We start from the raw sequence: 14,106 nt of genomic DNA, 5'->3' as shown, positions 1-14,106 counted from the left end.
GGCCCATTCGTTAAACAACTCCCGGCAGGCTGATACCTTTAATTTTCCGGTATAAATCAAGGGCAAACACATCGGTCATTCCGGAGACAAAATCCACTGCCGACTGAATTTTGTTGTAAATGCTTTCACTCTGGGGCCGGTATTGTTCAGGCAGCAACGACAATATTTTTTTGTTGTAACGTTCATTCGGATCCATAACTGCCCCAACAAACTCTTCGAGTAGTGTACCAATAATTTTAAATCCGGCAATCTCAATTTCCACCACCGACCGGTGGGCATACACTTCCGAAGCGGAAACCTCTTTTACCATGTTCATCGCTTGCGCGTGCCAGTTTTCCAGAGAACCAATTAAACTCTTATCGAAGCTCCCGTTTAAAATACGATCGTAATTTGAGTCGAAAACATGCATACTTTCATGAATCAGTTTTCCAATAACCCCTGCACGCAGGTAACTGATTTGTTCGTTTCTGTCGGTTACTCTTTTCAACGTATTTTCTATACTTTTTAAGGCCTTTTGATCATGCTTGCGATCATAAAAACCAAGGAATAATTCCGTCACCTTTTCGTAGCTAAGAATGCCCAGCTTACAGGCATCTTCCAGATCCATAATCTGGTAACAAATATCGTCGGCGGCCTCCACAAGGTATACCAGCGGATGGCGTTCAAAAGACAAATGTTCCTGTACTTTGGAAGGCAACTGTAATTCCCCGGCTATTTGCAGGAAGGTCTCTTTTTCGGTTTGAAAAAACCCACATTTTTGCCGGGTGGCCAGGGGCGATTCAAATGGATATTTTACAATACTTGCCAGGGTAGGATATGTGAGGGCAAAACCTCCGGGACGTTTCCCGTTAAACTGATGGGAAAGTATCCGGAAAGCATTGGCATTTCCATCGAACCGGATAAAATCTGTCCATTCGGCTGCCGAAAGTTTGTCCTTAAATTCCTTTCCGGCTCCATTCTGGAAAAACCCGGAAATGGCAGACTCCCCCGAGTGTCCGAAAGGAGGATTCCCCAAATCATGCGCCAGGCAGGCCGCAGAAACGATGGTACCTATTTCAGGAATAAGTTTATTTTCAGGAAACTGCTCCGTTAGTTTTTCCGCCAGCAGGTTTCCCAGTGACCTGCCCACACTGGCCACTTCCAGACTATGTGTAAGGCGATTGTGCACAAAAATATGTTCGGGCAGCGGAAAAACCTGTGTTTTATTTTGCATCCTCCTGAATGGGGAAGAAAAAATAATGCGGTCGTAATCACGCTGAAACTGGGAACGATCTTCTTGTCTGGCTGAAGGTTTCCAGGTTTCCATCCCCAAACGTTTGGTTGAGAGTAAAATATTCCAATCCATTTTCTACAAGATGTAAGTTGAGTATTTTTTTACTTGCCCTGACAATTCACGCGCCCGGTAATTGGTATGCTTGTCGAGTTTTTCCCAAAACAGGGGACCATGGTTTTTTATTTCAGTATGCACCAGTTCGTGCAGCAAAATATAGTCAATCAATTCATCGGGCAGTTTCATCATATGCAGGTTCAGGCTGATGTTATTCCGGGAAGAGCAACTACCCCAATTCCGTTTGTTATTCCGAATGGAAACTTTACCGTAACGGAATCCGTGTTCCCGGGCCAGTTCCTGCAACCGTGCCGGAAGTAACTTCCGGGCTTCAAAACGGTAAATCTGTGTTAAAATATCCTCCAGAAGAAACCGGGCTTCTTCCGTATTAAAATCAGCAGCAAAAATTTTAATCATCTTTCCATCGGTTTCCACTTTTCCGGTTTCCCCATGGTGCATTTCCAGCGTGTGAAGTTTTGTTTTTATTGTTGAGCCTGTATCGTATGGGGTTCTTCCGGCATCTGCCTTTTTCTGCTGGCGGCTAATCCAATCTTCATTTCGGGTCAAAAATGCCAGTACTTCGTCTTCTGAAATAAAAAAAGGAAAAGAAACCAGCACTGATTTGTCAGGTTTAACACTTATTTTTATATTTTTCGATCGTCGGTTGCGTGAAAAAGTAACCGGTCCGATACTTTTAAAATGAACTACTTTGTTTGGCATTCGTTTCAATAAAAATAAAACCAAAGATACCACATTATGGAACAGAACAAAAAAATGGAAGTATTCGCCAACCTTACCAAGCACATCACTATTGCATCGGTAGAAGAAAAGGTGCTGCCGGGCAGCCTGGTTTTTGAAGCATTGAACCAATTCCCGGGTTATTACCACGAAACACCCACGTCGGCCCAGCCGTTTTACATTTACCTGGTACTCGACAAGCAATATCCGCTCGAAGAGGTTTTACGGGCAACACAAAACATTGAAAAAGAGTATGACTGGGATTTCGATTCGGGGAAAGGGTACATGATTATTGGCTCCCAGTTGCTCAATGTGATTCGCGTGAGGCACCTCCCCGAGCTTGATTTGGTAGAAAAAATCCAGGAAGCCTACCAAAATCAGGGGATTCATTTTTTGATGAATAAAAAGCTCAGCGGGAAACTGGAAGCCGAAGTAAAAATTGTAAAATTCCTGGTATTTGAAAAACTGGCCGATGGAGTTTATGTGGAATCACAGGATCACAACTTTGGATACATTGAAATTCCCAAATACCTTAGCTACGATGCCTTTGTTAAAGTAACAATGGATGTAAAGTATAACTGGGAAGGACACGAATTTGATGCGGCTTCCGGCTCATTTTTCAAAGAGGGAAAATTGTTTGAGTTTGTGAGAATACTTTCCAATAAAATCGACACAGATTATTTAGTGAAATTAAGAAAGTTGTACCTCGAAAAAATCAGGTAATTACGTTTTTTGTAATTAAATGATTTTTTTAATTTTGACCTTCCTGTTTGGCAGAATTTATTCTTAAAAAAAGAATTCTGCCGCCATTTTTTCCTTAACCAATTTTTGAGCCATGGGAAGTAATAAAAAAATTAAACTTTTCCTCTTTTCAGTATTAACCCTGGTTGCCATCATTGCCGTTGCGGTTTATTCCTCCCGGTTCTTTGTTCCTTCTTCTTTAAGCGCAGGGAGCCTCGTTACGGAGGAAGTTGACCATGGCCCGGTGTTGTTGTCAATTCACGCTACCGGCGTAGTCGATTCGGAAAATGAAGTACTCATTCTGAGCCCTGGGCCGGGTGTTATTCAAAGTATATTGGCCGAGCCCGGAACCCGGGTAAAAAAGGACGATGTTATTCTTCAGTTGAATACCGACGGAGTGCGGGATGATATTGATGGTATAAAAGATCAGATTGAGGTGAGACGCAACAACCTGGAAAGGACCCGCCTGAATGCACAGAGTACCCGACTCGATCTGGAATACAATGAAGAGGTGAAGAAGCTGAAAATTATGTCGCTGAAATCGCAACTGGCAGACCAGCAACAACTTCTGGAAGTTGGGGGAATTTCGCCAGCCAAAATAGACCAGACAAACCAGGAGATTACACTGGCAGAAAAGGATCTCGAAACCCTGGTAGAAAAAAACTCAATCCGGTTAAAACAGCTTAAAGCCGAGGAACAAGGTCTCCTGCTACAAATCAGAATGCAGGAAAAAGAACTGGAGGAAAAGCAAACCCTGCTTCAAAAAATGAGTATCCGGGCACCTTCTGCCGGTATCATCCTGTCTATTTCAGGAAAAGCCGGTGAAAAAGTAAACACCGATCATTTACTGGTTCGAATGTCGGATCTTACCTCATTTAAAATAACAGGTTCGATTGAGGAACAACACGCTGTACAGCTTAAAACCGGGAACCGGGTAGTGGTAAACCTGGACGACGAACATTTGGAGGGCACTGTCGGAAATATTACCCCAATGGTTGAAAATAAAAAAATTCAGTTTAATATACATCTTCATGAAAGTAGCCACCCCAAGCTAATTGCCAACCAGCAGGTTGAAATACAGGTAATTGTCGGGTTCAAAGAGGATGCCCTCAGAATAAAAAAAATACCGGAATTTGAGGCCGGGCAAAAACAAAAAATGTTTGTGGTGGAAGGCAATAAGGCTATCAAAAAAGATTTTACACTCGGAATTATCGGAGATGATTATTGTGAAGTTCTTTCAGGCCTCAGCGAAGGTGATGCTGTAATTGTTGAAGGACTTAATGCATTCAGACAATCAGATGAAATTGAATTGGAAAAATAGACTCGCAAAAATGAGAACGTTTTTTTTAGTATTATTTACGGGTTTGGCCGTTTCAGTAAACCCGGTTTTCTCACAAAATGATTCCATAAAGAATAGCTTATCGCTTGATGATGTTATTGATTTGGCACTAACCCACTCACCCTCATCCAAATATGTTCAAAATCAAAATGTAAATTATTTTTGGCGCTACCGGAATTTCAAAACACGATTCAGGCCTCAGTTAACCTTGTCAGGAGATCTGCCAAATTATACACATACCACCCAACCCATCACCCAACCCGATGGCAGCATAGAATTTAAACAGGTTTCCAACCTTGCCGCATCTGCCAACGTTTCTTTAAACCAGTCTATTCCCAAGCTGGGAACCAACATTTGGGCAAGTACTTCAGCCCACGGCATTCGGAACTTGAATAAAAATGAAATCGGATATTCAGGTAGTCCGTTTGTAATTGGTTTCAGCCAGCCGTTGTTTGCTTACAACTGGATGAAATGGTATCGTAAAACCGAGCCCATGATTTATGATGAAGCACAAAAACGCTTTGTTCAGCAAATTGAAGAAATTGCCCTGAATACAACCTACCGTTACTTTAATTACCTGATGGTGCAAACCAACTACAAACTGGCTGAGAACAATTTGAAAAACAGCCAGGATAACCTTCGCATATCACAAACAAAAAAAGAACTGGGACAAATATCCGACAACGATTATTCGCGAATCGAGCTTTCGGTCCTGAATGCCCAAAAAGCGCTAAACCAGGCTAATATGGATCTAAAAAATACAGATTTTGAATTGAAAAGATATGTTGGTCTGGAACAATCAATGCAAATCGATCTTAACATACCTCTGGATATCCGGTTTTTTGATATCGATTTAGATTTGGCAGTTCAAAAAGCGAGAGAAAATCGACAGGAAACCTCGCTTTACCAACGCCGGTTAATTAATGCTGACCGGGAACTTGCCCAGGCCAAAAACAGCACCGGCCTGAGTACCACTCTGCGCGGAAGTTTTGGTTTATCGAACAGCGCAGAAACATTCCTGGGTATATACGACCAGCCCGAGCGCGACCGGATGTTGCGTATTTCATTAAGTATCCCGATTCTCGACTGGGGACGATCGGCCTCAACCGTTAAACTTGCCGAGTCGGAAAGGGAGCTTACCATTTACAATGTGAATAAGGATATTGAAGAGTTTGACCGGTCGATTATTGTGCAGGTGGAACAGTTTGGTTTGCTGAAAGACCAGTTGCGAACAGCCGACGAGGCAGATAAAGTGGCTGAAAACGGGTACCAGATTGCCTTGCGAAAATTTCAAAATGGCGAACTGAGTATAACCGACCTGAACATCGCCCTGCAGGAACGTGAACAGGCGAAACGAGATTATATCCGGTCGATACAAAGTTACTGGGTGGCCTATTACCGGCTTCGTGTACTTACCCTGTTCGATTTTGAAAAAGGACATAATATTACTTACGGAAATCCTATGCTGGAAGATGAAACCAGAAAATTATTTTTCTGACACATCCCTGCAATTTGTCATTCCAATTCAAACTATAAAATGAAACCCTGAACTATCCTCCCCTTTGAATCAGAGGAAAAACTTTTAACTGTTTAAGAAATTAATTAAACAATTGTCAGATTAGTCCTCCTATCCCAACAGAAGTAGCTAAAGACTCCCTCTATTGATGTCGAATCATATATTTTGCAGACACCGCTACATCAAAGGCATGGCGCCCGAGAACTGGTAGTGCTTGAAAGTCCTTTCGCATCAGAAAAATTCAAACTAAAAAAATTGCTTGTGGTAATGGTTTCCTCCTTCTGCTTACATTGATTTATATCATAAAACAGGCAATTATTCACCCGTTTTGGTTTTAAGTGTGTTGTATTGAAAAATCTAAAATTTTAATACACGTATGGAGAACATCGTAGAATGCCGTAACCTGACACATTATTATGGCAATAAAATGGTCTACGAGGACCTTAACTTCAATATAAAAAAAGGTAGTATCCTTGGGCTTCTTGGTAAAAACGGGACCGGGAAAACTACCACCATCAATATTCTAAACGGTTATTTGACTCCCCGGAGCGGCGAATGTATCATCCTTGGGGAGAATTCGAAAAACCTGTCGCCGTATGTAAAATCACAGATTGGCTATTTGATTGAAAACCACGTGCAGTATGCATTCATGAATATTTACCAAATTGAGAAGTTCTATTCGGGCTTCTACCCAAACTGGAAGCGTGAGGCATACTACGACCTGATGGCCAAACTAAAGGTAACCCCGAAACAGAAAATATCAACCATGTCGTGCGGACAGCGCTCACAGGTTGCCCTGGGACTTATCCTCGCACAAGACCCGGAGCTGCTGGTACTCGACGATTTCACCATGGGACTCGACCCCGGTTACCGAAGGCTTTTTATCGACTACTTGCGCAACTATGCCAAAGCCGAAGGAAAAACGGTTTTTACCACTTCCCACATTATTCAGGATATGGAACGGCTCATCGATGAATGTATCGTATTCGATTACAATAAGGTATTGGTGTACATGCCGGTCAAAGAGTTTATGTCAACATTTAAACAGTTCAACTTTGAGGTTACCAACCCCGATGTAGAGTTTGAAAAAGGGGGACTGGTCGAAAATTACGAAAAGATAGACAGTACTATCGAACTGTACACTTACTCCCGGGCAAACGAAGTAGAAAGCTACCTGGCATCGCTGGGAATTGCGTACAGCAATTTCAGGGAGGTACCCATGACCCTTGAAGACGCATTTATTGGTTTAACAGGAAAATATTAGGATATGTGGAAGTCAATGTTTTATAAAGAATGGATAAAAATCAGGCTCGTCTTTTGGCTGTCACTGGCCATTGGGGCAATTGCCATTCTCGGAATTTACCTTAATGTAAGGCACTCATTTATTATTGCCAATGCCCATGAATTTTGGGACGGAATCATTAATAAAATGTATATCTATTTTAATTTGTTTAAGTTTATTCCTTTAGGCATAGGGGTAATAATTGGACTGGCACAGTTTATCCCCGAAGTTAAACAACGAAGGATTAAATTAACGCTGCACCTCCCCCTGAATGAAGAAAAGGCAGGTTTAAAAATGGTAATCTTCGGCGTTATCTGCCTTGTTGCCCTGTATCTTACTTTGTTTGCTTTGCTTATTTTTCCCGGAAGATATTATTTCCCTTACGAGGTTATAGCCCTTTCTGCAAGTACTGTAATACCATGGTTTTCTGCCGGACTGGCTGCCTATTTCCTCACAGGAATGATAACCATTGAACCCCTGTGGAAATATAAAGTTTTCTATGCATTGTTAGCTTTTTCATTTGTTCACCTGTTTTTTCAGTCGCCAATAGCAGGGGCATATAAGTATGCCTGGTTACCCTTCCTGGGAATTATCCTGCTGATGAGTATGTCCATTTTATTTTCAATTTACAGATTCAGGAAAGGAGAAATGTAATGTTACAAAAAATAAGCAGATATCTATTAGTGGCCGCAGCCATTATCATCCTGTCAAATGTTATCCCAACAATTTACAGAACCTTGTTTAAGGTTCCCGGTCAGTATCCCAGTATTTATTACAGTCTGTTAAAAGATGAATTTTTTACTTCTACATATGACTATGAATTAAGCATACAAACTATTAAGAACTCAAAAGGAGAAGTAATTCCGGAAGATGAATTTCATAAAGCATGCCCCATTGAAAATTCATTTTTCCTGATTAAAAAAGGAGAGTTCCCGGATAGCATTAGCGGGATGAAAATTGATGTTGAAAAATTCCGTCCCGAAAGCGATTATGCCAGCATACGAAGTTCATTTATGTCAATGCCCTCTTACAGACTCTTTCCCCTGATGGATTCAAAAACCGCGCTGAGGTTTCCCCATGATGTATGCAGAATCGGAAAGAAAAGAGTGGAATTTATACTTGCTGAAACTAACAAGGTTGATGAGGAAAAGAGTGAAATCTTTACACGAATTTTTAATAATGAAAATTTCAATTATCCGGCAAAATTGATGGCTGGTATACCAACCGTTATGAAACCTTATGATAATGGCTGGTTTATTACCGACAGCAAAGACCTTTTCTACCATATGAAGATGGAAAATGGTAAACCCTATCTGAAAAAGATTGAAACTCCGGAAGGATTTAAGGTAAAATATGTCAGTCCGTCAACTATTGAGTCGCGCAGTATCCACGCCTATGTCATTTCGGAGGAGAATAAGCTATATATCCTCAGCAGCCTGGATTACGGATTGATCGAACTCCCCGTTTACGATTACAACCCGGAAAAACATTATTCCCTGATGTTTAGAAAAACCCCCTATTTTACAAAAGTTGATTTTTCTTCTTTTAATCAAAGGAAAATTTATGTCCTCGACAGGAATTATAAACTACTGAATAAGTTTGAAAAAGAAAATAAGCCTTATTCAGAGTTGTCTGTAGGAAAAGCTTTTGCGACCCTGTTCCCTTTCAATCTGAGGTTTGGTGAAAATCATCACAGTTACATCAAATTTGTATTTAACGGGTACAACAATTTTTCCTGGATTGTGGCAAGTGTCATTTTCGTCCTGTTAAACGTCTTTTTCATCATCCGGAAAAAGCGCCGTTTTAAAAACAACATACTCGACCTGGTATTAATTGCGGCAACAGGTATCTTCGGTTTTATTGCAGTGAACCTGTTTCCAAATAAAGAATATTAAGTATTACATCCTGTAAATAAGTAAAACAATCATTATGGAGAACATCGTAGAATGCCGTAACCTGACACATTATTATGGCAATAAAATGGTCTACGAGGACCTTAACTTCAATATAAAAAAAGGTAGTATCCTTGGGCTTCTTGGTAAAAACGGGACAGGGAAAACTACCACTATCAATATTCTAAACGGTTATTTGACTCCCCGGAGCGGTGAATGCATCATCCTCGGGGAGAATTCGAAAAACCTGTCGCCGTATGTAAAATCACAGATTGGCTATTTGATTGAAAACCACGTGCAGTATGCATTCATGAATATTTACCAAATTGAGAAGTTCTATTCGGGCTTCTACCCAAACTGGAAGCGTGAGGCATACTACGACCTGATGGCCAAACTAAAGGTAACCCCGAAACAAAAAATATCAACCATGTCGTGCGGACAGCGCTCACAGGTTGCCCTGGGACTTATCCTCGCACAAGACCCGGAGCTGCTGGTTCTCGATGATTTCACCATGGGACTCGACCCCGGTTACCGAAGGCTTTTTATCGACTACTTGCGCAACTATGCCAAAGCCGAAGGAAAGACGGTTTTTACCACTTCCCACATTATCCAGGATATGGAACGGCTCATCGATGAATGTATCGTATTCGATTACAATAAAGTATTGGTGTACATGCCGGTCAAAGAGTTTATGTCAACATTTAAACAGTTCAACTTTGAGGTTACCAACCCCGATGTAGAGTTTGAAAAAGGGGGACTGGTCGAAAATTATGAAAAGATAGACAGTACTATCGAACTGTACACTTACTCCCGGGCAAACGAAGTAGAAAGCTACCTGGCATCGCTGGGAATTGCATACAGCAATTTCAGGGAGGTACCCATGACCCTTGAAGACGCATTTATTGGTTTAACAGGAAAATATTAGGATATGTGGAAGTCAATGTTTTATAAAGAATGGATAAAAATCAGGCTCGTCTTTTGGCTGTCGGTAATTGTTGGAGTCGGAGTTACGCTGGCCATGTATATGATCATAAGAAGCGAACTGGCAGACACACCTGTTAACCACTATCTCTGGAAAATAATGAACAGGGATTTTGTTTTTTTCACCTTGTTTAAGTTTTTGCCTTTGGGAATAGGGTTATTAATAGGATTAGCACAGTTTATTCCTGAAATGACTGAAAAAAGGATAAAACTCACCCTCCACCTTCCAATAAACGAGGAGAAAGCCGGATTACAAATGGTGGCCTTTGGGGTAATGAGCCTTACTATTATTTTTTCGCTTATGTTTTTAGTATTCATAGGAATTGGCCGTTACTATTTTCCGTACGAAATTATTAGGGTAGCGGCAATAACGGTTGCCCCCTGGTTTATGTCGGGTTTTGCTGCTTTTTTTATTGCGGGCATGGTTGCCATTGAACCTATCTGGAAATACCGGATTGCTTACCTCGTTATTGGTGGATTATTCATTAAAATGTTTTTTATACTCTGGAAAGCAGGATCTTACATTTATGCGAACGGCTTTTTTTTGATACTGGTTGTACTCTTTAGCATATCAATCTTATTTTCAATTTACAGATTCAGGAAAGGAGAAATGTAATGTTACATAAACTAAGCAGATATTTATTGGTAATGATAGCCATTCTGGTATTGGCCTATTCAGTACCTATCTTATACAATACACTTTTTGACAAAAGGATTAACACTCCACATATATTGTACAGTGCATTAAACGACGATTTTTATATCAGCCGGTATGACGAAAAGAAAGTACTGAATCCGGTAGACACCAAAGGGAAAGAATATACCCAAACGGAAATGATGGAGCAGTGCCCCATGATGTTTGCCACTTCTTTACATCAATCAGGTTTGTTGCCCGATAGTATCGATGGGGTAAAAATAGATATCGAAACCTGGCACCAAAATTTTATAATGTATGGGTTTGTTCCACACTCTCTCAGGCGTCCGGCTGATGAGTACAGGTTGTTCCCATTGTACGAATCAACGGGAAAAATAGCATTGCCCGGCGACCTGTGCAGAATTAAGAAGCGGGTGGAGTTTGTCAATGTGCAAAGCAATGAAGTAAACGAAGAAAAGAGCCTTCTTTTTACAAAGGCCTTCGAAAAAGAAGGATTTGTTTTCCCGGCTCAAATCCTGGCGGGTAATCCAAGTCATAGAAAAAATAGGGCCGACGGCTGGTTTATAACCGACAACATAGGAGACCTTTTTCACCTGAAAATGGAAAACGGCCAGCCCGTGTTCAACCGGATTGAAATTCCGGAAGACTTTCAGATTAAATACATGCAGTATCTGGAAGTAGAAAACGAAAAGCTCTATTGCTTTATTATTTCCGAAGATAACCGGTTAAACATACTGTACTCCAAAGACTACGAAATAGTTGAAATACCCGTCTATGACTATATCCCGGAAGAGCATACTATCTATATTATGGGCAACATGCTTTTCTGGATGTTTCAGGTTAATACCGAAAATAGCATAGCAGCCTATGCGGTCGATCTTGACCACAATATTATCGACTCCTATTATGAAGAATTCCAGCCAAAGTCAGAAATGTTAATCGGGAAAGCATATCACTTTCTATTCCCGTTTACTTTAAAGCTGACCCAACCGCGCTCTGACCCAAAGTACATCGATTTTGTCAAATTTAATTTTGACGGATATTCCAATTTTAGCTGGGTGTATTTACATGCTGTTCTATTGGGAGTTTCCGTTTTCCTCATACGAAAACGCAAATTACGGTTTAAAAATAACATTATCGACCTACTGCTGGTTGCTGCAACCGGGCTTTTCGGGTTTATTGCAATCAATGTTTTTCAGAATAAAGAATATTAAATCGAATTTCTTAATTATCCAGTGAAGGCCGGCCTGTTTTTCAGGCCGGCTTTTTTTGTTGAAAAAAGAGGGAAAAGTCCTGTTTAAACAGAACCTTTCCCTCTTTGCATATACTTTATTCTGAAGTCAATGATTTCCAATGAGCTTTTCCGTATCAATGAAAATATATAAAGTAATTATAAAATATTTATTTTTATGGCCGCTAAAAAATATGATTTTACGGGATAAACATATCAGGCAAATAGCGAAAGGTGACGTCGAGCAGTTTAAAATGTTCTACGAGATATTCTTCCAGCCACTATGTGTTTTTTCATACTCAATCCTTAAAAATGAGAACGAAGCGGAAGATCTGGTGCAGGACCTGCTGTTAATTTACTGGAATAAAAAAGCTGATTTTGAAACAGTTGATTCGGCAAGAGCGTTCTTATACACCATCGCAAAAAATAAATGCCTCAACATAATAAGGGACAAAAAAATTCATCAAAAATATTTCGATTATATTTTGAACAATGAAGAAGTATTTTTTATGAATAAGGTTATTGAAAATGAAACTTATACTATCCTGCATCAGGCAATAAATGAACTTCCGGCCCAAACAAAAAAAATAATCCGGTTAAGCCTTTCCGGGCTAAGAAATCAGGAAATAGCTGACCGGCTGAACATTTCGGTAAATACGGTCAAAACGTTAAAAAACCATGGCTATACTGCTTTGCGCACGAAATTATCCGACAACCTGCATGCACTAATATTCCTCTCCATACTAATGAACCAGAAAAATAGATTGTGGCGTACAACTAAAACCCCGGAGGAATACCTTGATTCTTAAAATAAAAACAAGCTACAACCGGTTTTAATTAACTATAACCGAGCAACGTGTATCTTTTTTGGTATTTATTCTCCTATTCCAATTATAGCATTTCAAGGCAGACTCCCCGCAACTTTTACGCCCCCTACCCACCCGGTCGAACCAAGATGAAAAGAAACACCAACCTCCCAGGAAAGGCTTCACATCTCAAAAATGGGTACAAACAGCATTTCACATTTTATTACTAAAAGCTCGAAATAAGTTGTTTATTGCAAATAATTTCACCCTGAAAAAATAAAATTAAAAAAAAGCGCATCTGTATTCACCCATTTATACTTGCAATGTGTTGTTGAAAAAAAGATTACCATGGATAATATAAATCGACATCTCAGGATCTCAAAACTGATAGCAAAGTCTGTCGGAGGAGATATTGGTAAAGAAAGCCGGGAGGAGCTTGATTCATGGTTAAATGAATCTCCAGAAAATCTGGAACTCTTCAATAAAATAAAAGAAGATAAAAATTTTAAAGAGTGGGAAGATATTTATTATCGGTTTGGAGAGAAACAGTCGTGGAAAAAAATGGAGCCCAAACTGAAAAAAGGACGGAGCCCTAATATTTGGACGATTGCAGCCAAATTTGCTGCCGTAATGCTCCTGCCACTTGCCATATACCTGTTGTTTCAATTAGAAAAACAGCAGGAGGTAATCGAACAACCCGCTACAGTGGTGCAGTTCGAACCAGGACAGCCTAAAGCTCTGCTCCTGCTCGACAACGGGGAATCACTTGAACTGGAGAACAGGGATACACTAGTAAACCTTAATGCCGGGAGCACCAACATACGTATTGTTGACAACAAAATTGAGTATACAAACAGACTTAAACGCACACACAAAACACAATACAATACCATACAAATCCCCCACCGGGGAGAATTTTTTCTGGTACTTTCTGATGGAACTAAAGTCTGGCTCAATGCCTCAACTACCATGAGATACCCGGTAAGTTTTGACGATGAAACCCGCGAAGTTGAACTAACCGGCGAGGCCTATTTTGAAGTTCACCCGGATGCAGAAAAACCATTTATAGTAAAAACAAATAGCGTGAAAGTAGAAGTATTGGGGACACACTTTAATGTTAAAGCGTATCCCGATGACGCGCTATCGCAGACTACCCTAAGCCAGGGAAAAGTAAAAGTGATCAGTGAGGATAAGGAATTAGTGTTACTCCCGGACCAACAGGCTAATTATATTTTAGAAGGCAACCAACTCAGTGTCAAAAACGTTGATGCTTCTGTTTTTACCTCCTGGAAAGACGGAAAATTCATGTATGTTGACGAGAGTATCAGCTATATTCTCAACGATTTGCGGAAATGGTACGATTTCGAAGATTTATATGAAGATGAATCGTTAAAAAGAGTCCGGTTCTCAGTGAATGTAAACCGTTACGAAAATCTGAACGAGTTTTTGAAAATAATTGAGGCTACCGGGAAAATGAAATTTAAAATAGAGGGAGAAAAAATAATAATACATAATTAAAAAAACAGGAAATGCTCGCGCATTTCCTGAAATTCGGAGTTCGCTCCTCCGATTTTTTAAAATTTATATTAACAACTTAA

13 protein-coding genes are annotated in these 14,106 nt (G+C 40.2%); 11 read left to right on the top strand and 2 right to left on the bottom strand.

All coding sequences use genetic code 11. From position 1 onward, the window contains the following. Positions 1–10 precede the first annotated feature (10 nt). Both D1164_RS07930 and D1164_RS07925 read right to left on the bottom strand, forming a co-directional pair. Positions 11–1,345, bottom strand: a complete 1,335-nt coding sequence (locus tag D1164_RS07930) for a deoxyguanosinetriphosphate triphosphohydrolase (protein WP_119349431.1) — start codon at positions 1,343–1,345, stop codon at positions 11–13. Between the two features lie 3 nt (positions 1,346–1,348). Then, positions 1,349–2,047, bottom strand: coding sequence for a M48 family metallopeptidase (locus D1164_RS07925; RefSeq protein ID WP_119349430.1), 699 nt, complete (start codon positions 2,045–2,047; stop codon positions 1,349–1,351). A gap of 36 nt (positions 2,048–2,083) precedes the next feature. Here D1164_RS07925 and D1164_RS07920 point away from each other — a divergent pair, with 36 nt between their 5' ends. The 11 genes from D1164_RS07920 to D1164_RS07870 all read left to right on the top strand — a co-directional run bounded on the left by D1164_RS07920 (position 2,084) and on the right by D1164_RS07870 (position 14,026). Continuing rightward, the gene (locus D1164_RS07920) at positions 2,084–2,788 is read left to right on the top strand and encodes a hypothetical protein (protein ID WP_119349429.1); all 705 of its coding nucleotides are present in this window, start codon (positions 2,084–2,086) and stop codon (positions 2,786–2,788) included. Between the two features lie 112 nt (positions 2,789–2,900). Further along, positions 2,901–4,127, top strand: a complete 1,227-nt coding sequence (locus D1164_RS07915; RefSeq protein ID WP_119349428.1) for an efflux RND transporter periplasmic adaptor subunit — start codon at positions 2,901–2,903, stop codon at positions 4,125–4,127. Positions 4,128–4,137: 10 nt separating this feature from the next. Further along, positions 4,138–5,643, top strand: coding sequence for a TolC family protein (locus tag D1164_RS07910; RefSeq protein WP_172594385.1), 1,506 nt, complete (start codon positions 4,138–4,140; stop codon positions 5,641–5,643). 394 nt (positions 5,644–6,037) lie between these two features. Next, on the top strand, positions 6,038–6,925 hold the full coding sequence (locus D1164_RS07905; RefSeq protein ID WP_119349424.1) for an ABC transporter ATP-binding protein: 888 nt from the start codon (positions 6,038–6,040) through the stop codon (positions 6,923–6,925). 3 nt (positions 6,926–6,928) lie between these two features. Then, entirely contained in the window at positions 6,929–7,597 is a 669-nt protein-coding gene (locus D1164_RS07900; RefSeq protein WP_119349426.1) for a hypothetical protein, read from the top strand. Further along, the gene (locus D1164_RS07895) at positions 7,597–8,838 is read left to right on the top strand and encodes a DUF4857 domain-containing protein (protein WP_119349425.1); all 1,242 of its coding nucleotides are present in this window, start codon (positions 7,597–7,599) and stop codon (positions 8,836–8,838) included. Before D1164_RS07900 ends, D1164_RS07895 begins: the two co-directional genes overlap by 1 nt. A gap of 34 nt (positions 8,839–8,872) precedes the next feature. Continuing rightward, complete coding sequence (locus tag D1164_RS07890; protein WP_119349424.1) at positions 8,873–9,760, top strand: ABC transporter ATP-binding protein; 888 nt, start codon at positions 8,873–8,875, stop codon at positions 9,758–9,760. 3 nt (positions 9,761–9,763) lie between these two features. Next, the gene (locus D1164_RS07885) at positions 9,764–10,432 is read left to right on the top strand and encodes a hypothetical protein (RefSeq protein WP_119349423.1); all 669 of its coding nucleotides are present in this window, start codon (positions 9,764–9,766) and stop codon (positions 10,430–10,432) included. After that, positions 10,432–11,685: a DUF4857 domain-containing protein gene (locus D1164_RS07880; protein WP_119349422.1), complete on the top strand. Its 1,254-nt coding sequence runs from the start codon at positions 10,432–10,434 to the stop codon at positions 11,683–11,685. Before D1164_RS07885 ends, D1164_RS07880 begins: the two co-directional genes overlap by 1 nt. Positions 11,686–11,896: 211 nt before the next feature. Continuing rightward, positions 11,897–12,511, top strand: coding sequence for an RNA polymerase sigma-70 factor (locus tag D1164_RS07875; protein ID WP_172594384.1), 615 nt, complete (start codon positions 11,897–11,899; stop codon positions 12,509–12,511). A gap of 345 nt (positions 12,512–12,856) precedes the next feature. Then, positions 12,857–14,026, top strand: a complete 1,170-nt coding sequence (locus tag D1164_RS07870; RefSeq protein ID WP_119349420.1) for a FecR family protein — start codon at positions 12,857–12,859, stop codon at positions 14,024–14,026. Positions 14,027–14,106: the final 80 nt, after the last annotated feature.

This window comes from Mariniphaga sediminis (genome assembly GCF_003573545.1).
Lineage (GTDB): Bacteria > Bacteroidota > Bacteroidia > Bacteroidales > Prolixibacteraceae > Mariniphaga > Mariniphaga sediminis.
This window is presented reverse-complemented; position numbering and strand designations above follow the sequence as displayed.